Source organism: Nostoc sp. CCY 9925 (assembly GCF_963920935.1).
Lineage (GTDB): Bacteria > Cyanobacteriota > Cyanobacteriia > Cyanobacteriales > Nostocaceae > Nostoc.
Window position 1 is genome coordinate 1 of record NZ_CAWUDO010000027.1, and the last position, 23,561, is coordinate 23,561.

Annotated in this window: 18 protein-coding genes and 1 pseudogene; 8 read left to right on the forward strand and 11 right to left on the reverse strand. The window is 42.4% G+C overall.

Annotation, left to right across the window (positions count from 1 at the left end; genetic code table 11):
- Window positions 1-29: 29 nt before the first annotated feature.
- Window positions 30-1,460, reverse strand: coding sequence for a phospholipase D-like domain-containing protein (locus tag ACM0OY_RS15920; RefSeq protein ID WP_414569815.1), 1,431 nt, complete (start codon window positions 1,458-1,460; stop codon window positions 30-32).
- Window positions 1,461-1,673: 213 nt separating this feature from the next.
- On the opposite strand from ACM0OY_RS15920, the gene ACM0OY_RS15925 reads away from it, so the two are divergent.
- Both ACM0OY_RS15925 and ACM0OY_RS15930 read left to right on the forward strand, forming a co-directional pair.
- The gene (locus ACM0OY_RS15925) at window positions 1,674-2,864 is read left to right on the forward strand and encodes a cysteine desulfurase family protein (protein ID WP_414569816.1); all 1,191 of its coding nucleotides are present in this window, start codon (window positions 1,674-1,676) and stop codon (window positions 2,862-2,864) included.
- A 164-nt stretch (window positions 2,865-3,028) separates the two neighbouring features.
- Window positions 3,029-3,307: a hypothetical protein gene (locus ACM0OY_RS15930; protein WP_414569817.1), complete on the forward strand. Its 279-nt coding sequence runs from the start codon at window positions 3,029-3,031 to the stop codon at window positions 3,305-3,307.
- Window positions 3,308-3,325: 18 nt separating this feature from the next.
- Here ACM0OY_RS15930 and ACM0OY_RS15935 read toward each other — a convergent pair whose 3' ends face one another.
- Window positions 3,326-4,000 carry a DUF1294 domain-containing protein gene (locus ACM0OY_RS15935; RefSeq protein WP_414569818.1) on the reverse strand — a complete coding sequence of 225 codons (675 nt, stop codon included), beginning with the start codon at window positions 3,998-4,000 and terminating at the stop codon, window positions 3,326-3,328.
- Window positions 4,001-4,136: 136 nt separating this feature from the next.
- Between ACM0OY_RS15935 and ACM0OY_RS15940 the strand changes: the two genes are divergently transcribed.
- A complete protein-coding gene (locus ACM0OY_RS15940; protein ID WP_414569819.1) occupies window positions 4,137-4,871 on the forward strand; it encodes a DUF1995 family protein in 735 nt (244 codons plus the stop codon).
- Window positions 4,872-4,934: 63 nt separating this feature from the next.
- On the opposite strand, the gene ACM0OY_RS15945 is transcribed toward ACM0OY_RS15940, so the two are convergent.
- The 3 genes and pseudogenes from ACM0OY_RS15945 to ACM0OY_RS15955 all read right to left on the reverse strand — a co-directional run bounded on the left by ACM0OY_RS15945 (window position 4,935) and on the right by ACM0OY_RS15955 (window position 8,771).
- Entirely contained in the window at window positions 4,935-5,375 is a 441-nt protein-coding gene (locus ACM0OY_RS15945) for a hypothetical protein (protein ID WP_414569820.1), read from the reverse strand.
- Window positions 5,376-5,540: 165 nt separating this feature from the next.
- A pseudogene (locus tag ACM0OY_RS15950) lies at window positions 5,541-5,627 on the reverse strand (element excision factor XisH family protein); the annotation flags it as partial.
- A 132-nt stretch (window positions 5,628-5,759) separates the two neighbouring features.
- Window positions 5,760-8,771: a zinc-dependent metalloprotease gene (locus tag ACM0OY_RS15955; RefSeq protein WP_414569821.1), complete on the reverse strand. Its 3,012-nt coding sequence runs from the start codon at window positions 8,769-8,771 to the stop codon at window positions 5,760-5,762.
- A 500-nt stretch (window positions 8,772-9,271) separates the two neighbouring features.
- On the opposite strand from ACM0OY_RS15955, the gene ACM0OY_RS15960 reads away from it, so the two are divergent.
- Both ACM0OY_RS15960 and ACM0OY_RS15965 read left to right on the forward strand, forming a co-directional pair.
- Entirely contained in the window at window positions 9,272-11,041 is a 1,770-nt protein-coding gene (locus ACM0OY_RS15960; RefSeq protein WP_414569822.1) for a pentapeptide repeat-containing protein, read from the forward strand.
- A 271-nt stretch (window positions 11,042-11,312) separates the two neighbouring features.
- Window positions 11,313-12,383, forward strand: a complete 1,071-nt coding sequence (locus ACM0OY_RS15965; RefSeq protein ID WP_414569823.1) for an LOG family protein — start codon at window positions 11,313-11,315, stop codon at window positions 12,381-12,383.
- A 77-nt stretch (window positions 12,384-12,460) separates the two neighbouring features.
- On the opposite strand, the gene ACM0OY_RS15970 is transcribed toward ACM0OY_RS15965, so the two are convergent.
- Entirely contained in the window at window positions 12,461-13,075 is a 615-nt protein-coding gene (locus ACM0OY_RS15970) for a Uma2 family endonuclease (protein ID WP_414569824.1), read from the reverse strand.
- A 642-nt stretch (window positions 13,076-13,717) separates the two neighbouring features.
- On the opposite strand from ACM0OY_RS15970, the gene ACM0OY_RS15975 reads away from it, so the two are divergent.
- From ACM0OY_RS15975 to ACM0OY_RS15985, 3 genes are all read left to right on the forward strand, one after another.
- Window positions 13,718-15,040, forward strand: a complete 1,323-nt coding sequence (locus tag ACM0OY_RS15975; protein WP_414569825.1) for a D-alanyl-D-alanine carboxypeptidase — start codon at window positions 13,718-13,720, stop codon at window positions 15,038-15,040.
- 282 nt (window positions 15,041-15,322) lie between these two features.
- Window positions 15,323-16,540, forward strand: coding sequence for an HhoA/HhoB/HtrA family serine endopeptidase (locus ACM0OY_RS15980; RefSeq protein ID WP_414569826.1), 1,218 nt, complete (start codon window positions 15,323-15,325; stop codon window positions 16,538-16,540).
- 231 nt (window positions 16,541-16,771) lie between these two features.
- Window positions 16,772-17,566 (forward strand): class I SAM-dependent methyltransferase, encoded by a 795-nt coding sequence (locus tag ACM0OY_RS15985; RefSeq protein WP_414569827.1) that lies wholly within the window; start codon window positions 16,772-16,774, stop codon window positions 17,564-17,566.
- 97 nt (window positions 17,567-17,663) lie between these two features.
- Here ACM0OY_RS15985 and ACM0OY_RS15990 read toward each other — a convergent pair whose 3' ends face one another.
- From ACM0OY_RS15990 to ACM0OY_RS16010, 5 genes are all read right to left on the reverse strand, one after another.
- A complete protein-coding gene (locus ACM0OY_RS15990; protein ID WP_414569828.1) occupies window positions 17,664-18,566 on the reverse strand; it encodes an MBL fold metallo-hydrolase in 903 nt (300 codons plus the stop codon).
- An 11-nt stretch (window positions 18,567-18,577) separates the two neighbouring features.
- Window positions 18,578-18,961, reverse strand: coding sequence for an aspartate 1-decarboxylase (gene panD, locus ACM0OY_RS15995; RefSeq protein ID WP_414569829.1), 384 nt, complete (start codon window positions 18,959-18,961; stop codon window positions 18,578-18,580).
- A 159-nt stretch (window positions 18,962-19,120) separates the two neighbouring features.
- Entirely contained in the window at window positions 19,121-19,633 is a 513-nt protein-coding gene (locus tag ACM0OY_RS16000; protein ID WP_414569830.1) for an inorganic diphosphatase, read from the reverse strand.
- Between the two features lie 370 nt (window positions 19,634-20,003).
- A complete protein-coding gene (locus ACM0OY_RS16005) occupies window positions 20,004-20,192 on the reverse strand; it encodes a hypothetical protein (RefSeq protein WP_414569831.1) in 189 nt (62 codons plus the stop codon).
- 1,016 nt (window positions 20,193-21,208) lie between these two features.
- Window positions 21,209-23,095: an ABC transporter ATP-binding protein gene (locus tag ACM0OY_RS16010; RefSeq protein WP_414569832.1), complete on the reverse strand. Its 1,887-nt coding sequence runs from the start codon at window positions 23,093-23,095 to the stop codon at window positions 21,209-21,211.
- Window positions 23,096-23,561 lie beyond the last annotated feature (466 nt).

Genomic DNA, 23,561 nt, shown 5'->3' on the forward strand with positions numbered 1-23,561 from the left:
TTAGCGCAGCTAAGCCGTGTCCGCGAGCGTCATTTTGAATTTTGAATTGTTAACTGTGGGCATTGTGTTTGTTGGACTTTAATTTTTTGTTGGATGCCTGGTGGTAAGCCAGGTTTAACTTTGGCATAAAGACGAGCAAATTCTCGTACATAATGAGCAGCTACTATAGGACTTTCAATCACTACAACAGTCTCGTCGTTACCATTATTCGCTGCATCTGACCAATTATGAGAACCTGTAATTACTGTTTGGTTATCAATAACGGCAAATTTATGATGTAATAAATCACCCTTGGGTAATGTAGGTACACCTACAGTCGTAATTGGGTTTTGCCAAGGATGATTATCGACTTCATATTTACATTTATTACTGAGAGCAACTCCCATCATATCTAATGCTTCACTATAAGGACGATAGGCAAATTGTGGTTCAATTAAAGCGCGAATTGGGACATTTTGTTGATGTCGAGTTTCCAAAATATTAGCAAGACGCTGTTCGGAAAAGACAAATAAAGCCAAATCAATAGATCCCGTTGCTGAATCTAAAGTTTTACCAATTAAACCATTACTACTATTACTCCAGGGTTTAGTTGGAGAAGTAGGTGAAAACTGGACAGTAATTTTAGTTTTATTTAATGTGATTTGTTGAGGCAAACGCAGCGGTTTTTGTAGACCAAATCGGCTATCTGGTTTACCTCCTGGGCCGTCACCCCACATAATGTTAAACTCTTCTGTAAACAAAGATGCTAATTCTGGACTGTCAATTTGTAAGAAGTTATTGGCATTACCTAAAGTGCTAGGATTTGTATAATCACCAAAAGTGTCGCTCAGAGTAAAATTCGCCGAAGTGATAATTACAATGCGATTATCTACAATGACGAACTTATGGTGCATCAAACTGCTACCTGCTGAACCATCGGCTGCATCGTCTAGCCAGGGAATTTTCGCATTTTGCAAAATTATTAAAGCATCCCTTTGATTAATTTCTGTGGGAGTCAGTTGATTATCGTTGTTAATATCAATAAATTGGCGAAATTCCTGATAGCGTTCTCGTTCTCTTTTATCTAATTTACCTACTTCTTCAGGTGTAAAACTACTCCAAGGTCGGCTATAAGTATTTTCTAAAATCAACCTGACTTTTACCCCAGCTTTTTGCCTCTCAACCAGTGCTTCGGCTACTTTGGGTAAACGTAATTCTTGCACCGCCACATCTACTGTAGATTTAGCTTGAGAAATAGTATCAACAATCTGTTTTTCTAAGTCATCCCCCAAGCGAGTTTGCTGACGGTAAGGTTCTTTGTATTCTGAAGATTGAGAATGATTAAAGTAAACTCTAACTAAGGGATCTTGTGGTAACTCTGCTAGAAGCTGATTGGATGACTGAACTCGTTGACAAGCAGCGAGGGGAAAGATCAGTAAAAAGATATATAAAAAAAACCTTTGTCTAGATAAAAGTTGCACTGTAATCTGTTAAAAGTGGATTGAGAGGGGACATATTTATCATTCCCAAAATTTTGGGTTCTGAGATGAAGTAGAAAAATAGCTTTCCCAGGCAAAAAAACCCACTCATACATGCACAATTACAGAGATTTTGTCAGATTTGTCCACCTCAAGTGTATGTGCTAAAAAAATCAGCAGCCTATACCAGCGTGTGTTCTCACCATTATCGGTTATATGCAAATTTATCTAGATTACAGCGCGACTACTCCCACTCGCAAAGAAGCGATCGCACTTATGCAAACAGTCCTCACACAACAGTGGGGTAATCCTTCCAGCTTACATGAATGGGGACAACGGGCTGCAACGGTTGTGGAACAAGCCAGAGTTCAAGTTGCTGGATTAATTAACGCCGCCACTCCTGAATCGATTGTTTTTACCTCTGGCGGTACTGAAGCAAATAATCTAGCGATTATGGGCGTGGCTCGGTTGTATACTGTTCCTCAACACATAATTATCTCCAGCGTCGAGCATTCCGCAATTTCCGAGACAGTGCGGTTGTTAGAGATATGGGGTTGGGAAGTTACGCGCTTAGATGTAGATATCAAAGGCAGAGTTAACCCCCTGGATTTAAAGGCGGCGTTGCGGCACAATACAGTTTTGGTTTCCGTAATTTACGGTCAAAGTGAAGTTGGGACTGTGCAACCAATTGCTGAATTGGGAAAAATCGTGCGATGCCTGCGGCGGGCGGAGCCATCGCATGGTGCTTTGTTCCATACAGATGCAGTGCAAGCTGCCGGACGCTTAGCGATAGATGTACAACAACTGCCCGTAGACTTACTTAGCCTTTCCAGCCATAAAATCTATGGCCCACAAGGTGCAGGGGCGTTGTATGTGCGTCCTGGTGTGGAATTGATGCCTTTACTAGGTGGTGGTGGACAAGAAATGGGATTGCGTTCTGGTACACAAGCAGTACCCGTAATTGCTGGGTTTGGTGTCGCCGCAGAACTAGCAGCAGAGGAATTGGCTATAGAAACGCCACGGTTGATTCAGTTACGCGATCGCGCCTTTGCTCAATTAGCTGACATTCCTGGTTTAATTCCTACAGGGGATAGCTGCGATCGTTTACCTCACCATGTAAGTATGTGCTTAGAATACGCCGATGGTGAAAAACTCAGCGGTAAAACCTTAGTAAGACAACTAAATCTTGCCGGCATCGGTATTAGTGCTGGTGCTGCTTGCCATAGTGGGAAACTCAGCCCAAGCCCGATATTGTTAGCAATGGGTTATTCCGAAAAAGCTGCCTTGGGTGGAATTCGCATCACATTGGGGCATGATACTACTGAAGCTGATATAGATTGGGTGGTGATGGTGTTGAAGCAAGTTTTAGAGAGGCTGACACCAGATTTATCTTTAGTTAAGCGTTGAACGCACCTAAAATCAGGATGTGAAGTACTTTTATGTTTACTCCTATGAACTTTCCTCCCCAAGTCCAACAGAAAATTGAAAAATGAGCAAGTAATGAAGGAATTTCGATTGAGGAGTTTGTTTTACAAGCAGTTGCCAAAAAAATTAATGCACTGACTCAGCAAATGGCATCTACAACCAATGTAGTGTATTCTAGCCAAGCAAAAGTCTATCGAAAAGAAAGGATTTTGGTTGTAGATGCCGAATTACCAGAAAACTTGGATTTGAATACCTTCATAAATGAATTGAGAGAAGAACGCATTTGTAATCAAAGAAGTAGCTGTTCTTCTGACGCTGAATTTATTGCCAAAGATAATCCCTGGCAATCCCTCATCGATAGTCTAGACAATTTTTCTGATGATTTTATGACTACTAGAGATCAACCACTCATTTATACTAGATAGTTTCTAAACTTGACTTTCTTATCCTCTAAAAACACTGCTGAGAAGTAAACCTACCAGTCTTTTACCAAAGAAAAGCCAATCCGACCAAAATATAATATGAATAACTACTATTACCCAAAATACAGCTTGGTATGAAGCCTTACTACTTTTGTGGCGTAATGTTTTTTGGGCGATGAATGCTCCCAACCATCCACCCATAAATTCACACAAATGTAATGTGTTTTCTGGTACTCTCCAACGCCCCTGTTTTGCACGAGATTTATCATTCGCATACAGTACAAAGGTCAGAAAACTCATTAAAGGATAGAGAATCAAAGGAATTGCGTTGAAAGTTGTCAATGCAAAATGTAATGCTCCTAAACCTGGCAATAAGCATAAGAGCAACACCTCGAATATTAAAGAAGATTTGGCTTTGGGCTTGAATGTTTCTTTCTCTATTCTAGAGGATGAGGTTTTCGGGATAGATTTAGATACAACTCCCTCAATGAAGGCGTTGCAAGCACAAGTTTTTCCGTCTTTATCAACCTTTAGCTGATAGCAAATCACATCACCCACTTGTGGACGATGATTGTTTTTTTTGAGTGCAGTGATATGAATAAAAATATCTTGACTACTTCCACTGGAACGGATGAAGCCAAAACCTTTGTCATCCTTCCATCTTGTTAATTTACCTTTATGAAAAACAGGTTTCATGAAAGATCCTGATATCAATACTTCATTTTTAATGTTCCCAGATCGATATCAAATGATTCATATTCCAATTTAGCAACGCCAAAATCAGAGCTAATACTGGAACAATAGAAGTAATGCTAAACCAAGATAATAAATCATGAGTGAACTTCCCAATAGTCTTGAAGATGCGATCGCCCAATCTCAAACCGCTGTCCAAGCCGCCCTTGCAGATGGCTGTAATCGCCTACAAGTCGAGTTCCTATTCCCAGAACTCAAACTGATGCCCGTGGCGGAACAATTTGTGCCACTGTTTGCTGAATACGATTCTCGTTTGAAAATTTTCTTTGCAGATGCTGGGGCTGCGGCCTTAGCCCGCCGCGATTGGGCTGATGCGCCATTTCAAATTTTGGATATCGGAACGGGCAGGGCTGCTTCCTTGCAGACAAAAATTCAGTCAGAGGATGAAATTTTCTTATTCATCTCCCCCACTTCCGTGGAAGTACCGCAGTTAGAAAAGTTATGTGACGCAATTGGCGATCGCCCTTTAGTATTTTTAAATCCCCGCCTTGAAGATTCGGGAACTGTAGGGATTGGTTATGCAGCTAGAAAAATCCGCGATCGCTTTATCAATACCATTGAATGCTGCTATTACTTACGTCCGGTAGACGATCAAACTGCCTTATATCGCTGCTACCCAGGACAGTGGGAAATTTGGGTAGAAAATGGGGGTGATTATCAAAAAATTGCCGAATTACCTACAAAACCATCGGGTGATGAGTTGGATCTCATCCTCATGAAGGGACAACCGCAAACAACAACCAACGCCGTACCTGGGAGAAAGCCCAATGTGTTTAAGAGTTTGCAACGGTTCTTAAAGGCTTTGAGTAGTTAGGAGAAAGTAGAGGTAGCAGGAGAAAAATTAATCGCCTGCTGCCTCATTTTCAATTTTCTATTACTATGAAATTTCCTTAACTAGCCGCGAATTCCAAGGACACCAGATGCCACCTGGTAAAAATGCGCCGCCTGCCTCATCTAAATGGTCTTCGGTGTATTCAATTGAAGCATCACAAACTTCTATCGCCACTTGAAAGAAATTGATAGACGCTGGGTCTAATTGGTAACTCCAATTTGGATTGTAGGCGGCTGGTCTTTTTATGATTCTTCCGTATATATGGGTTGTATTTTGTTCTTTTCCACTGAGTATATCCCTCGCTTGTTGAATTTTACTCTCATCAGTAAGTTCCACAACAAATTGAGCAGGACGGGGTGGATATTCAAATACAAATCTTGCAGGTGTAGCGGCGTATGATGGTGAACTAAAACCCATAGCAAGGATAGCTACACCAGCCAACACAGCTAGTACTCGACGGATTAATTTTCTTGCGATCGCAATCATTATTTTCCCTCTGTAGGTACAAATGTTGCGAGTAACCTAACACGATGGAGAAAGTGACGCAAGGACAGTTAAGACAGTTAAGACAGTTAAGAAAAAATTATCGAAAAAAATGCGAAAAAGACACTGGCTGGATAGGTGAGCAATTCAAATGGGTAGAGTGAGCAGAATTAGCAAAGGGTCATGGGTAATTCGCCACCCGTCTTTTTGTAATGCCGATTTCACAACATCGTGAAATTTATCTCTAGCTGACATAAACTTTTTTCTCAGCCTATATCGGCATTCTATATATATTTTGCCAAAATTCTCGGCAAACAATAAGAGTTAGGAATTTTACTATTAACTCCTAACTCTTGTACAGACGCGATTCATCGCGTCTCTACTTTTTTAATTCCCTTGCAACGGCGCATTCAAGATTTTCTCAATGCGATCGCGTGTTTCTAGGATGTGCGCTTTGGTATATTCATCATCAGAATTAACATCTTTGAGCTTATCATCCAATTGTTTGAGTTTATACCATGCCAAAGTGCGAGCATCTTCTGGGACATATTCTTTTCGCAGCACCATGCTAGATAAAATGTCTAAGTATTGCCGCTGCAAGCCCCGCCGCAAACTCGCAATCTTCATTGGTTTGCCTTTTGGTTTGATGACTTCCGTCCAAATACCTGACTGTAATGTGTCAAATAATTCCGGAATAGTCAGCGCATTTTCTGGCTTAGTTTTCAGTTCGATATCCTTGAGACGCGAAAGGCGATCGCCTGAGAGTAAATCCCGCAACACGGAACCCTGCAACAGTAGCACCAAATCGTGAATTGGATAATCCAAACGGCCAACTTGCGGATAACTACCCCAATGACGCCAACGAGAAGGTGCTAATTTATTCAGTAATTCTGGTGAAAAGCTGAGGGCATCTTCGGCAAAGAGGTATTTTTGCAGTGTTTCTAAAGCCTGACGTTGTTGTGCAACTGGTACCGGTTCAAATGGTAATCGGCGTTGGCCGACTTCAGAGACATTCTGCGAAGGAATTTCGCTAGCACGGACGCGATAGAAGGACTGCCCGCCGATGTATTTTGTCGTGTAATATATTTGCTGGAAATAATTACCCAATACTGTGCTAAAACGTTCACTGACATCGCTGTAACTCTCTCCATCCATTGGGAAACGTTTATCAAGACGTTCCCACATCACACGGGAATTATTCAGCTGCCACTGAGAATAAAGCAGCACATTGCCGCTGTTATCCCAAGCATCGGCTGTGGGGTCAAGGTCATACACATCTTCGTCAGTGGAATAACTCAACTCAGGTTTGGAGGATTCCCCAGCAATTTCCTCTAAAATTGGCTTTTCCGCTACAGGAGTTGATGTCTGAATTGGGATGTAACCGTACTTAATCGCCCATTCATCATAAACCCCCACCATGCTGGGAAAATAATCTCCCTGTTTTGTACCTTGGGGGGCAATATTTGGCGGAATGTAGTCCATCACGGAAGTTGTCAAACCTTTAGCTTTGGTAATTTCCGTATTATTCATTTCTTCTGGTGGTAGCAGCGTACTACCACGGAAGTTATGGCGTAAACCAAGGGTATGACCAACTTCGTGGGCGATGATTAAGCGTAAATATTGATTAATATATTCTTTCACTTTCTCTTGACTGGGTATATTGTCTCCCAACAATGACATTGCCACAGAACCCAAGGCAAACTGATTCGCTGCTTCCATCCCGTAGCACAAATCGTACTCGCCTGCCATTTTAGATAAACGATTCAAAAAACCTTGCGTTTCCTGAGGCATATTCTTGTCTTTGGCATTTAACCCATTGGCGCAAAGTAAACGATTTTGCATCAATGCAGATAAAGTTGTAGTATTTTGTGCTTGGTTAGGTTGGACGATTTTGCGATATTCGTTCTTGAGTGCCCGCACAAAGCTAGCATCTACAAGAATATCTGCATCCAAAATTTCTCCAGTCAAAGGGTTAACGCGGGATGGCCCCATTGCAAAGTATCCATCTACTGTATTAATCCAGCGAATGGTGTTGTAACGAATATCTGCTGGGTCCCAAGTAGCGTCATCTGGCATTTGTCGGGCTTCAATGGCATCCTTGAATCCGGCTTTGAGAAAGGCTTTGTTCCACATCAGAATGCCTTCTTTGATAGCATCGCGGTATTCTAAGGGCACAGCGTTATCAATCCAAAAGACAATTGGTTTTTTGGGACGAGAAATTGCTGCTTTTGGGTCTTGTTTTTCCAAGTCCCAGCGATTAATGTAACGGACAAAAGAATCGCCGCGATCGTCTTTGGATAAATCTTGGTAGGCGGTGATGAAATAGCCGATGCGATCGTCGGCAATGCGGGGGCGATAATTTTTATCGGGTAGTTCGGAGAGGCTGTAGTGGACGCGTAAGGTAAAACCACGGTTGTCAGGTAACGAGGCAAAGCTTGGTACTTCACTGTCTCGACCACCGCCACCAGAGAAATTTAAAACTGACTGAATTTCTACATTATGGGGAAAAGCTTTAGAAGTACCAAAATATGACTGGTCTGTCGCTCCTGGAACACCTAAACTCAGAGATAACCCTGCTAAGTCTGTCAATAGCAAATCTCCCAAGTCAATGAGAAGGGTTTTGCGTTGCGGATGAATGCTTTTAATGGAAATATTGTAGAGAACAGAGTCACTAAAAGAACGGGCAAGCGATCGCACTTGCGGATCTCCCTCACGAGTCCGGAAATTGACATTGCGGATCACAAAGTGTAAATTATTATCCACCCGTCGGAAATAGAATAAAAAATCTTGCAAAGGCATACCGCTGTAAATACCTCTTTCGCCAATGCCTGATTCCAACGTTGCCGCAGCGAGAAAATTTTTATTTAGTTGCTCTGGTTTTATTTCTAAATAAATTTTATTCTTTTCTTTATTGCGATAAAGCGTGAACAATCCACCCTGCTTGGCAGTGTCTTTAACTACTTCATCAAACGCCTCTAAATCATCCTTTGCTTCTGGTTTAGCAGTAGAATTCGGTTTAGAATTCGGTTTTTGTGGCGGTTTAGCTACTTGCAAAAATGGTTGCTGTGGTGCTTTTTTCGGATCTTTGACTACCCAAATAAACGGTTGAGGCTGTGCCTGTTTATTTTGATTAACTACCCAAACTTGCCCTGCTGCTAGTCTCTGCTGAGGGCGGTTGTTGATATCTTTTGGCGATAAGGTTGAGGTTTCGGTTGAAGAAGTTTTTGTCGTTGAGGGACTATTAGACTTTTGTTTACTTGTGGCTGTGGCTACCACTGTCTGATGGTTGGTAGACAACTCTGGATTAACTCCATTAACAGCCAATGACTTGGCGCTAGCTGTTGCTATTCCTAAAAACAAACCGTGTAACAAAATCATATAAAAGCTTAATCTGTTCATCGCATTCATCCCCAATAACTATCTTTCGTTGAGTTTTAACTTTTGCAAAGCTATGCAGCCTGTCCTGTATTGATTCATTACCTGCTTTATATCAAGCAGCAAACTTTGACTTCAATTTTAATTGCCATTTTTACGGTTTTTTGTGTTGTTTTACAGTAGGATTTTTCCTAACAATTGCGTCTCTCACAAAGAGTAAGTATTATTTTTACATCAGAGTAGTAAATATCGTGGGAAAAAAATATAACGAATTCGCCAATGCAGCAAAATTATGTCATTTTTGAAATAATTTTTCCGTTGACAATTTATTTACATCATCAGTATTAATTTTAGGCTCAAAGCGCCTTATACCAATGCTTTTGACAAATACCATTACCAGTACGTCCAAATAAATAGTATGTATTTATACTTGTATTTTAATCATAGAAAGCAAACTAACTGAGAAAAAATTTTAGTTCCGGATTATCAAAACAATTACTTTAAATGTATCAACGGGCACAGAAATGTCAACATATTTATCTCAAGTCTGGAAGCTGCTGACAAATTATGTGAGGGGTACAAGGTTGCAAGAGATGTCAAAAACGACATCTATGGAAACCGAAGCAGTTTTGCCTCTAGGAAAAAGTATTAAAGAACCAGACGAAAGTGTTAAATTTGCTCAAAATAATTTGTCGGAATATTTATTGTGTGAAAAACTACAAAAAAGTTTAGAAAAATGGACATTAACAGGGAGCAGTTGGAATTCTAAGATAGACGAAAAGACATTGGGTAGGCAAGCTGCTGGGTTATGCTTTAGAGTGTGCGATCGCCAGATGCATGAAGAGATTTACGATTTACTAGGTAACGGGGCGCTGAAACCCGAAATAGTCAACGAACTGATGGAATTCGTGGTTACAGATCAAAAAATTAACCTAGAAATACTTTTCTGGCGGCTAGAAGATTTTTATCATTGCTGGTGTCAGGGAGAATTTATCGATGCCACACCAGAGGATAACCTACCTCAGAAAAAAATGTTACAGTTGGCACGAAAAAATATTGCGATCGCACTCAGACAGATAGATATATATACAGGGCTAAACGTGCTGATTTTACTATTAGAGTTACACCGCTACGCCCAAGAACAAGATCGACTCAAAGAAAAAATCATTTTCTATCCATCTGCTCAACCAGACACAGACAATTTTTTCACATCCCAACTACTGCGGATCGTTAACTATAGCGATGCCCTGGAAATTGGCAACTTTAGCAGTATAATCGGGCAATTTCTCAAAGGCGGCAACTTTATCGGTGCTTATCTCGGCGATGCTAACCTAACTGGGGTAGACTTTAGCCACGCCAACCTCAGCGGTGCTTATCTTGGCGATGCAAACTTAACAGGAGTCAACTTCAGCGGTGCTAACCTTAGCGCTGCTAACCTTGGTGATGCCAACCTCAGCGGTGCCAACCTGAGCGGTGCCAACCTCAGCGGTGCCGACCTCAGCAGCGCCAACCTCAGCGGTGCCAACCTCAGCAGCGCCAACCTTAACCGCGCCAACCTCAGCCGCGCTGACCTTAGTAGTGCCAAGCTTAACCGTGCCAACCTTAGCTGCGCCGACCTCAACCGCGCCGACCTCAGCAGCACCAACTTGAACTGTGCCGACCTCAGCAACGCCATCCTTTTCGGTGCCAATTTAAGTGACGCCAACCTCAGCAGCACCAACTTTAACCATGCCGACCTTTGCCGTGGCGACCTCAGCGGTGCTGACTTGAGTCACGCCATCCTCAACGGTACGAACCTCAGCGACACAATACTTTTTAGTACCAACCTGAAGGGCGCCATCCTCATCGCCGCCGACCTCAGTTACGCCAAACTCAATGGTGCCAAGCTGAACAACGCCAGACTCGACGGTGCCATGTTCTTAGGCGCTGACCTCAGTGGCGTAGACCTGAGTCGAGTGACTCTCAACGAAGCCGACCTCAGCGGCGTAATTCTCAACGACGCTGACCTTAGTGGTGCAGACCTCACTGATGCCATACTTTTCGGCACAGACCTCAGCTATGCCAACCTCAATAGTGCTAACCTCAGCGGCAGTAACCTCAGTGGTGCGATTCTCAATGGCGCGAATCTCAGCCATAGTAATCTCAGCAGCGCTATTCTTGGAGGTGCCGACCTCAGCGACGCCAATATGGAACAAATGACCTGGGGTAAAAAGCAGCAGTGGGAAAGTGTGCGGGGACTAGAGACAGCAGTTAATGTGCCAGAGGCGCTGAAGCAAGAGTTGGGGTTGAAGTGAGACGCAGGGATACACAGACGCGCGGAAGTTTTTACTCTTTGCGTCCTTTGCGCCCTTTGCGGTTCGTTATTCTGAATAGAAGAATTTTCAAGTTCCGAACTCCATTTTTCTACTTCCAACCCCAAAAGATGGGCATCTGAGCTTGAGTAATCACCAATACTACCTCAAAACCAGTTCTGAAAATGCTAACTGCACAACAGAGGGCTATATCCCGCTTGCTAGAGTGTAAGTTGTTCACGTAAAATATAGTGCCATTGTTCCGGCAGTTCTCATGACCTCATCTGCGTCGTTTGACACGTTAGAGTCTTTACAGGCGGATATCGCTGAATTAATCGTTCGTCTACCGACATTAAAAAATCGGCAACTTATTCAGCAAGCACTTGCTACTATTGTTCGCCTTGCTGATACCGAAATTGAGCGTCTCGATTGGAAAATCTTGTCGGCTGCGCTAGCAGATATGGAGCGCGGTTTCCAACTGTTTTATAATTACCGACACGTCCGCAAAGTCACCATTTTTGGTTCTGCTCGCCTCGCAACAGATACACCAGAATACCAAATGGCGCTGGAGTTTGCTCGCTGTGTGACTAAATTGGGATTTATGGTGATGACCGGCGGCGGTGGTGGAATCATGCAGGCGGGTCACGAAGGTGCTGGGCGAGAAAATTCTTTTGGCTTAAACATTCAGTTACCCTTTGAACAGGAAGCCAACCCTTTTATAGACGGCGACCCCAAGCTAATTCACTTCAAATACTTCTTTACCCGCAAGCTGTTTCTCCTTAAAGAAAGTGATGCTGTAGCCCTGTTTCCTGGGGGTTTTGGCACCCAAGATGAAGCTTTTGAATGTATGACATTAAGCCAAACTGGTAAATTTGGCCCGGTACCTTTAGTTTTAATTGACCACCCTGGTGGTGATTACTGGCGCTCTTGGAGCGAATATATTGATAAGCAATTAGTTCATAAAGGTCTTGTCAGTCCTGATGACCCTAGCCTTTACACGGTGACAGACAATTTGGATGTGGCTTGCGATGCCATCACCGGTTTTTACCAGGTTTATCATTCTAGCCGCTATGTCGCGAATCAATTAGTCATCCGTCTCAAAACAGATTTATCGGATGCCCAAGTTGACCAACTTAATGCTGAGTTTAACGACATTATTATTCAAGGACGGATTGAAAAAAGTCAGGCGTTACCCCAAGAAGCCCAAGATGAAACTTTTGGACTACCCCGGTTAATTTTGTACTTTAATCAACGAGATTTAGGGCGCTTGTATCAGATGATTGCCACAATTAACCAGATGGGTACTCCTTCACCAGAAGATGCAGCACATCCAGAAAGGAAGTAGTATTTATGGGTGGATTTTTCCACCCGCGCCCAACATTTTTGACGCCGTAAAAATATATTTGGGTAGGTTGATATAAATTAGTTAGCCGCATCAAAAATCTGCTGTGCAGTTAAATTTAATTGAGGAAAGGTACGTGATGAAATCGGGGTGTTGCCTTGAAACAAATTCATTTGATATTCACCATCAACTAATTCGCATACAAAAATAGTAGGTTGTTTGGGATTGCCGAGGAACTTTCTTGCGCCTAGTGCAGCATAATCAGCAATCCAATATTCGGGAATGCCCATTTCTTCATAATCCCCAAGTTTATTGTAATAATCATCTCGCCAGTTAGTTGAAACAACCTCAACCACCAAAGGAACCGATGCTGCAAGGCTTACAGTTGACTGTTTTTGAAAAAGCGGTTCATTGTCGAGATTATCAAGATTTAACAGCAACACATCAGGCGAATAAGCAGATTCGGCACAAGGAGTTTTGACTAATGCTGTTTTGGGTATAGTGTAGGGAAGGCTCAGGCGATCAAACTCTACAGTTAGCTTTCGGGCTATAAATCCTACAACTTTTTCATGTTGTCCGGTTGGCGGTGGCATTTCAACAATTACTCCATTGTGCAATTCATAACGTTTGGCATCATTGGGATACCATTCGACAAATTCATCAAACGTGAGTGATTTGGGCAAGGCTTGGGTCATAATCTTACCTCCATATCTGTTTTATTTTAGCAAAATATTCATGATTTATGTTGGGATATCCAATCAATTTTGACTGTAGTATAGCAACATTACCAAAACAGAATTTAGAGTCAAAATTCATAATTATTCAATTTAATTATGTACGATTTGTAGCTGAATAAAGGGGTTAAAGTTACCTAATAAATCGTTTGTGTAAGAAAGAAATTGGTAAGTTTATGGCGGAACCATCCTCATGGATATCCTAACTTTCATAAGATGGGGAAAAGTTAAATTGCAGCGCAGGCGATCGCCACAAATTCCCAACCATTAACACAGCTTTTTAATTAGTGCTGCTTGTTCTCATTGATGGCGATCGCACTTATAAAAAAAACTATAGATAAATTATTGTCAAAATAAACCTAAAAAATTATGCAATATGGCAATCGAATTCGCTCTGTCTCCTTTATACTGGCTTTCAAGAGAGGTGGCTCTTGGAGTCCATCTTTTTTGGTAAAAGACGTCACAAAAACACGGTAATTTAACCTACTTACACATGAGAAAAACACCAGTTATTATGACTCAATGCTGATCGCCATAAAAAAGCGTGTATATTAGCACAGGAAATAATATATAACATCCTAAACAGACATAGAGGAATAAAATATGCTGGAAATACTGGGTTCAGGTTTGGTGTCACTTTGGCTGGAAATGGCTGGGGTACACATCAAGCCTCAAGATGCTTTAGATGCATTAGCTTGGCAAAGTAGCCCCGGCTTGGTTCTTGCCCCCGATCCAAATCCAGCCGGGGCAACTACGGTGCAGGTATATCTCAAGGAATTAATCACAACAAAGGTAGTAGGGCAAAATCTGGCTGAAAGTCAAGGAATTTGGATGCAGTCAGGGCCGATGCTGATGGCAAATCACCAAGGCACAACACCTCTACCAGCTGCCTCTTTAACTAAAATTGCGACTTCATTAGTTGCTTTGAAAACCTGGGGGCCAGATCACCAATTTGATACTTTAGTCAGTGTCACCGGGCCAATGGTAAATGGGGTTGTGCAAGGTGATTTAGTGATTACTGGTGGCGGCGATCCGATGTTTGTTTGGGAAGAAGCGATCGCCCTTGGTAATACTCTCAATAAAATGGGTATCAAGCAAGTAAAGGGAAATTTGGTGATTAGTGGCAATTTCGCCATGAATTTCCAACGTCAGCCAATGCTGGCGGGTCTAATCCTCAAGCAAACACTCAATTCTGCAACTTGGGGTCGCCCCGCTAATTACATATACTCAATCATGCCTAAGGGAACACCCAAGCCGAAAGTCGTAATTGCCGGTGCTGTGAAATTTGAGGCACAACCAAACCCCCGACAAACTTTGTTATTGCGGCATCGTTCGCTACCCCTGAAGCAACTGATCAAGGAAATGAACGTTTATAGCAACAATGAAATGGCAGAGATGCTGGCAGAGTCAGTGGGAGGAGCCACTGTGGTGCAATCGACCGCTGCTTATCTTGCTAGAGTACCGCAATCGGAAATTCAGTTAATTAATGGTTCTGGACTGGGGCCAGAAAATCGTATTTCCCCCAGAGCCGCTTGTTCTATGCTCATGGCTATTCAAGGGGAAGCAAGCGCCCATCAATTGAATCTAGCTGACTTATTCCCCATGTCTGGATTCGATCGCCGAGGAACACTGCACGCTAGACACATCCCCTCTGCTACCGTAATTAAAACAGGCACTCTCCGTGATGTCAGCGCTTTAGCCGGAGTCATGCCCACCCGCGATCGCGGTTTGGTTTGGTTTGCTATCATCAATCGTGGTACAAATGTCTGGGGTTTACGTACTGGACAAGACCAACTCTTGCAACGTGTTGTCCAACAATTACAAGTACCTCCAACTGTTCCTACTGCCCTCACTCCCCACTCAGCCATCAACTCTTTACCCCAGCTAGGCGCAGCCACCCGCAACGAAATTCTATTCCCAAGTTAGTTTATTTGTAATTGACGGCAGATTCCTAAATTCTGCCTCCTAAATTCTGACCTCTCAATTCCCATATCTGGGTAAGAACCGAACTTGTAAAGTGTAAATCCCCATAATAGCTTTTGGGGTAAATTTTCCATTAAGTTGATTAAAGGTAGCTTGCAAAATACCCTAAACCTAATAGTGGCTGAGCAAGCAAAACCAAAAGCCAACGTCAAATTTGTAAAAATAATTGTAAATAGATTTGTCACGACTAAGTAACAATTAAGCTTCTAAGTTTAGGTTGTGATTATGCGATTTCCCAAATTCCCCAGGTCTATGCGTCAACTCAGCACTCATGTATTAGCGATCGCGCTAGGAATTGTACTGACAATCAGCACACTACAGGTGTTGCCCTCCCAAGCCGAACCTGCCCCTATTGCACCTGCTGTAGATTCTTCAGAAATCATTGCCCAACGAGAATCACCAGCCACTTCTGCCATCGGTAGCAGTAGCTTCGTCACAGCAGCAGTAAATCGTGTGGGCACAGCAGTTGTCCGTATTGATACTGAGCGTACAATTACTCGCCGCATCGATCCATTTTTTCAAGACCCCTTTTTCCGCAGATTTTTTGGCGATAGTTATCCCCAACAGATACCTTCTGAACAGCAATTGCGCGGTTTAGGCTCAGGTTTCATTATTGACAAAAGCGGGTTAGTTTTGACTAATGCTCATGTGGTGGATAAAGCTGATAAGGTAACAGTCCGGCTCAAAGATGGGCGCACCTTTGAAGGCAAAGTCCAAGGGATTGATGAAGTTACAGATTTGGCAGTAGTCAAGATTAACGCTGGTAACGATTTACCAGTGGCGCCTTTGGGTTCTTCCAGTAATGTGCAGGTAGGAGACTGGGCGATCGCAGTTGGTAATCCTTTGGGATTTGATAACACCGTTACCTTAGGAATTGTCAGTACCCTCAAACGTTCCAGTGCCCAAGTCGGTATTAGTGACAAACGTTTGGACTTTATTCAAACAGACGCTGCCATTAACCCAGGTAACTCTGGCGGGCCACTGTTAAATGGACGAGGTGAAGTAATTGGGATCAACACAGCAATTCGTCCTGATGCAATGGGTATTGGGTTTGCCATTCCCATTGATAAAGCCAAAGCGATCGCATCTGCACTGCAACGAGATGGCAAAGTTGCTCACCCTTATTTAGGCGTGCAAATGGTAACCTTGACGCCCGAACTTGCCAAGCAAAATAACACCGATCCCAATTCTCCTATTCAGATACCAGAAATTAATGGTGTTTTTGTTATGCAAGTTGTTCCCAATTCTCCAGCCGCATCTGCGGGTATCCGGCGCGGGGATGTAATTGTTCAAGTTGACGGTAAACCGATTACTAGTGCTGAACAATTGCAAAATCTTGTGGAAGACAGTCGCCTTGGTCAAGTGTTACAGGTGAAAGTGCAACGGGGTAATCAGACACAGCAAATTTCAGTACGCACAGGTGAATTGCAAAACGCTTCTTAAGCCAAAGATAATCAATTTCAATTAAAGTCAACTTAAGCCCAGCGAATAGAATTCGCGGCTACACAGGCAAAGTCCGCCTACGCAGACTAAGGTCAAATCAAGGTTTTGAAACCCACGCAGGTGGGTTTTGTTTGTGTAGACGCGGTTTCTAACCGCCCGTTTCGCGTTAAGTTGACACCAATGCACAGCTGCCCCTACAGTGCTTTGTATCAAATTTAAGTTAAGAAAATTATGTTCATTTTACAAGAGGCGATCGCTTGTCCTCTTTGTCATCAACCTTTAGCCGAAACACCACAGCAGTGTGATACCTGCCACAATTACTTCCGAAACGAACTCCAAAAAGCACCTTCATCGTTGATGGATTTAACCCCTGAAGCGGCATATAAACAGATAGAAGGCAATGCCATTCAAACAAAACCTTTACGCACAGAATTATTCCGTTTTCCTGTAATTTCTTTTTTCTATGAACGCATCCTACCGCCAATTTGGGCAGCAGGACTACGTAACCTTGGTGGTATTGATGTAGAGTTCGCCCAATGTACAGAATTCTTTGGTGAAAACCCTGAAATCGTAGCAGATATTAGCTGTGGTACAGGCATTATGGCACGACGCTTGGCACTGCTGGGTAAGTACAAGCAGCTCATTGCTGTAGATTATTCGGAGTCAATGCTGTTACAGTTAGAACAACAAATGAAACTAGATGGCATCTCACCGTCTGAAATAATAATCATTCGTGGCGATGTTGAAGCACTACCCTTGGCATCAGATTCTATAGATGAGATTTATGCTGGAGCCGCTATGCATTGCTGGCCTAATGCCGAAGAAGGAATTCGCAACATTTATCGAGTGTTGCGTAGCGGTGGCAAATTGTTTGCAACTACTTTTCTCAAACCATTTCCGAGCATTGTTTTTCGGTTTTTTTCTGTAGACGAACTGCGGCATATTTTACTCACAGCAGGCTTCAATTCAGACTGTGTGCAGGTAGAAGCTCACGGACTTTATGGAATCATCCGATGTATTAAGTAGTCATTAGTCATTAGTCATTAGTACCAATACCCCATACTTTGACTTTTCTACGAGACGCACTCGCGTTAGCTCAGTACAAGTGCCCCATGCCCAATCACTAGTGCCCAACAACCAATACTAGACCTTCATGAGCTAGTAATGCTTCAGGAAAGGCAGATTTGACATCGGCTTGAACTTTGTCAAGAAAATCATCATGGTCATCTGGGTGGTGATGAGAAATGACTAATCGTCCAACGCCAGCACTCAGAGCCACATTTACTGCAACTTGCCAAAGTAAATCAGCAGAGTCATGGTCGTGAGATGTTGGAGGAGTGTAAGTGGCATTGGCAATCAACAAGTCAACACCTTCAACGAACTGTAAAATCCGCTCTCGTTCCACTTGCTCTGCATTTTGGTGCAAATCTGTGACGTAGGCAACACTATATTCCTGCCAAGTAACTCGATAGCCGACTGACCGCTGAGTTTGATTGATTAATGCAGTTGTAATAATGACATCATCTAGCTTTACATCACTTTCTGGAGTGAGATTGTAAAACTGTAATTCCGACTGCATTAGCTGTAAAGGGTAAGGAAAGTGCGGCTGGAGCATCTGGTCATACAGACATTGTTTAATTGAGGCACTATTTGAGGCAGCTGTGCCGTAAAGATGAAAGCAATTTTCGGGAATAAAAGCCGGCGCAAAAAAGGGAAATCCTTGAATACGGTTAGATTGAGAATTGGTAAAAAATAAATGGGCTTCTAGTGGTTCTTGTACTTCTTGCCAAGTTTTACCGAGTATGCGTAAGCCGGTACCGCCATCAAAAATCAAGCGTTTTCCGGCTACATGCATTTCTACACAAGGGGTATTACCACCATAACGACTGGTGTTATCGCTGGGAGTGGGAATCAAACCCCTTACACCCCAGAATTTCACTAGAAACTGACCTGCTGGACTACTGAGCAGGGTAGTTGACCTTTGAGGTATATAACTCTGGGAACCCGACAACTCAAAATTAGACATTTTTTTTGAAATTAGACCTTACTGAGCAGGTCATCATAGCGCCGCACTTCTAAGAGCCTGTTGTTTTCGTCCACAATGACTACTGTAGGTGAGTAGCTTTTTAACTCCTCTGGAGTGAACTGCCCGTAAGTCATTATAATCAAGCGATCGCCAATAATGCCTAGACGTGCCGCAGCCCCATTTAATTCAATCACTCCTGAATGGTCTGGAGCCGGGATTGCATAAGTAATAAAGCGCTGTCCATTGGCATTATTCACTACTTGCACTTGCTCATAGGGTAAGATGCCAGCTTTTTCTAGAAGGATGCGATCAATACTGATACTACCCACATAGTTGATATTCGCCCCAGTGAGGGTGCAGTTATGAATTTTTGCCAAAAGGAGAGTCCGCTGCATTTTGGTTTGGGGTTGGTGGCAGTTTGGGGAGCTTTAACAAGCAAAAGTTATCAAAAGTTAGGAGTTAGAAGTTAGGAATAAAAATTCATAACTCTTAACTCCTAACTCTTGTAGAGACGCGGTTAATCGCGTCTCTACTCTTAACTTATAACTCTTCTATTATGCTTTATAAGCTTTGACGGATTTTTCTACTAAAGCTGCAACCTTATCTACATCTTGCCAACCGAGAATTTCAGTCACTTTTTTTTCCAAATTTTTATAACTACGGAAAAATTCAGCAATTTCATCCAAACGGTGTGGCGCTATGTCTCTGAGGGATTTTACTTGAGCGTAGCGTGGATCTTTGTCTGGAACACAAAGAATTTTTTCGTCGCGATCGCCTCCGTCAATCATCTCCAAAAAGCCAATTGGCCGTGCGGCAATAATACAGCCTGGAAATGTTGGCTCATCAATGATCACCATCCCATCTAAGGGATCGCCATCATCAGCCAAAGTATTCGGTACAAAACCGTAGTCATAGGGATATTTTACCGACGAATAAAGTACTCGGTCTAGAGCAAAAGCTTCCAGATCCTTGTCATATTCGTATTTATTTTGACTCCCACCTGTAATTTCAATCAGAACGTTGATTAGGCCTGGCTTTGGTTGAGCAGGAATACGAGATAAGTCCACAAAAAACTCCTCTGATAACGGTAGATCGTGGGGGCACTCAGCTTCGCTCCCCGTGTAGAATTTTAGGGCAATATGGATCTCTTCCCAAGAGATTGGGTGTTGGGCATTGGGCATGAGGAAAAGGCAGGGGGCGGGGGGCAAGGGGGAGAATGAAAAATGACTTCTTTGTCCCCTGCTCCCTGCTTCCTGCTCCCTACCTCCTCACTCCCCTCAATTATCCCAACAATAGAAAAAGCGTTGCGAAGTTTCCTCGCAACGCTTTTTCCAAGAGGGTAGTATGGATCTGCCCTCTACAGCACTCAGACAAAGTGAGCCTGAGTCAAACAGTGTTAAAAATTAGCGCCCATTGTTTAGTGCTGCATCTTGTTGGTTAATCTTTAGCTTCTTGCAGGTTTTGGATCGCGGGTTGCTGGTTATTTTGAACATCATTTGAAGAATAGTGCGCGATGACAAATACGGGTAAGGTAAGAGTCAACAGAGCGATCGCAGTTCCCACAATGTCTGCCAACCTATGTGAGTATGTGTCGGCAGAACTGGCAGACGGACTATTTGAATTCATACAATATTGAAGTTATTCGGATCGTTGTGTAGGTCTACTCTACTAAAAGAGTTTTGATGCTATTTTAGCTAGTTTTAAATTGTAAGATGTGTAGCATTAAAGTAGCTAAACCACTTTTGTAACTGTCATAATACCGTTTTTATACATTTCATTTTTAATACAAAGTTACCCCAAAATATATCATCTTAGATTTGGCGATCGAGATTTTCAATTCTTTACTGTACTATCTAATTAATTGCATAAGCATAGTCTTTAAAAGCAGAATTATAGATTACATTTTTTCGCTGCTTAAAGATTAATTAGAATAACGTATCTATTAGATACTTCGTAATTATAACACCCTCCAAAGCCTTTAGCCCGATTATCTTGATGTAATTGATAATTTGTGATATGGAATACAAAACTGCAAAAACAGTGATAGACATTCGTAGTTTTCGATTGTTCTATATTAGTTACACACAAAAATATTTGACACTAGAGAAAAAACGGTAGCAAATAATTTTTAATATTATCCATAATTACCGAATAAATACAGGTATATCATCTGTCTGATGCAGGATATATTCAGTGATATCACTAAATCGATATTTGCTAATTTAAATTGCCAAATACATCTACGATTGCAACAAATTTGTCAATCTATATATAGGTATAAATGATAAACAATAGACTTAGATTTAGGTTAATTTAGGTTAAGGTTTTGTCTCTAACCCAGGCATATTGGCTCATATCTGAACTGCTGGAATGCTTTTTGTATCTGTTTTTTAGCCTTATCCTAAGTTATAACTATCTCTCATGAGGTCTGTAACGCTACCTCTTACTCACTTCATACATCAAAACTCGAAGTCAGACTTCAATGAAAACGAAGTCTGACTTCTGTAATATTTAGTAATTATTATTACAAGGTTAATTTATAAGCAATCTCAGAACGCGATTTGGGCGGAAGCTCAGACAAATCCTTAGTTCAGAAATGGACTTATTGACCCAATACTTTTCAAGCAGCCTCTAAGTACTTTCTATAACGCCCTTAGTTGGCGATTTCGCACGCGTTCGGGACTCCCGGTAGGAATTGCAGCAATTAATTTTTGTGTGTATTCTTCTTTCGGTTCCTGGTAAATGCTCTCGGCTGTGCCTTGTTCGACAATTTGACCGCGATTCATAACTAAAATGCGATCGCTCATGAATTTGACTACACTCAAATCATGAGAAATAAAAATATAAGTCAGCTGAAAATCTGACTGTAATTCTTTAAGCAGATTTAACACCTGCGCTTGCACTGAAACATCCAGCGCTGAAACTGATTCATCGCAAATAATAAATTTGGGATTTAATGCCAAAGAACGCGCAATACAAATCCGCTGGCGTTGACCGCCAGAAAATTGATGAGGATAGCGGTTCATTGCATCTGCACTCAAACCCACCCGTTCTAAAAGTTCGGCCACGCGTTCGCGTCGTTGTTGTTTTGTCTTACCAACAGAGTGAATTAACAACGGTTCCATCACCGCCTCTCCAACTTTCATCCGTGGGTCAAGGGAACTAAAAGGATTTTGGAAAACTATTTGCATTTCCCGGCGCAGTTTTTGTAACGGTTGTCCTTTGAGGCTAGTAATATCTTGTTTGTCAAAGATAATCTGACCACTCATTGGTTCGATTAATCGCAGCAAAGTTCTACCAAGGGTCGTTTTGCCACAACCAGATTCTCCCACTAATCCCACTGTTTCCCCTGGTTTGACATCAAAGGAAACGCCATTAACTGCCATACTGTAGCGTTTTGTACCACCAAATACCCCACGTACTGGAAAACCTACTTTTAAGTTGCGAATTTCCAACAGAGGTTGCTTTTCATCGAGATTTGCCAATCTTGCAGCAATCTCTTGGCTGGTGACTTGTAGAGGTTGTGCGGGTTCTTTCGCCTGAATTACTAGTTGTCCCGTAGGTGTTTCTTCTGCACTCATGTAGTCGGAAACAGTGAGTAATTTTTGGGGACGGCGCTCAAGTGTGGGGCGACAGGCTATCAAGCCTTTAGTGTATGGATGCTGGGGATTGCTAAAAATTTGGTTAGAAGCACCAGATTCGACAACTTTGCCTTTATACATTACCGCTACTTGGTCGGCAATTTCGGAAATTAGCCCCAAGTCGTGGGTGATGAAAATCATCGCCATGTCACGGCTTTGCTGCAATTCTCGCAACAACTCCAAAATTGTTGCTTGCACCGTTACGTCCAAAGCTGTGGTTGGTTCATCGGCGATTAATATTAATGGGTTGCAAGAAATTGCCATTGCAATCATCACCCGTTGCAACTGACCTCCAGAAAGTTCATGCGGGTAGCGTTCCAGCATGGCTTCTTTATGTTCTTTAACCAACTGTGCCAACTTTGGTGTATCTGGCTTGGATGAATTGGCATTGGTTTGGTGCCAAGTTTCGATATACTGCTGTTGGATATCTTCATCGCTAGGTAAAAGTTTTACCTCTTGCAGACCTGCGATCGCAATTTGTTTTGCTTCGGCAGCTGAGACATTTTGATGCCGCATAATCGCTTCTGTTAGCTGAAACCCAATATTATAAACCGGATTGAGCGAACTCATCGGTTCTTGGAAAATCATGGCAATGTCGCCGCCACGGTGTAGCTGCATTTCCTCAGGCGGTAACTTTACTAAATCTATGGGGTTGGCGTTCTCCTGAGGACGAAACCAGATTTCACCACCAGCCACTCTACCGGGAGTCTGCAACAAACCCATCACTGCTAAGGATGTGACTGATTTTCCGCTTCCTGACTCTCCTACTATTCCTAGAGTCTCACCTCGACGCAATTCAAAGGAAATACCATCCAAAGCTCTGACGATATTGCCATCACCGGGAAATTCAACTTGTAGATTGCGAACCTCTAGGACAGTTTCTCTCATAGGAGTCGGGTAGGAATTTTAACTGAAAATTATTTGGATTTTAACAGTACTTTTGATGTGTATGTGAGTAATCTTAGCTTTTGCATTCCTTAGAGGCTATTTATAAAGTAAATCTTAGAGGTTGTTTGAAAAGTGGTTGGCTAGTATCTTTGCACTTACCGATTCCCCCTAGCCCCCCTTTTTAAGGCTACGGTGTACACACAAATCGGAAATAGTAGTCTGTGAACGAATAATTGACGAGTAAATTCTCTGTAGAGACGGCGATTTATGGCGTCTGTGTAACGTGTCAGTCTTTTAGACGCGATAAATCGCGTCTTTACATGAGGGCTTTCTGGCTTATCCCAAGCGTATTGGAATAAAACTGGATTTGACTTGTGTGTACACCGTAGGCTCCTAACTGCCATTGTGTTACGGCTTTAGCCTAACGCACCACAATATACACGGTGCGTTAGGCGGTTTGATGAAA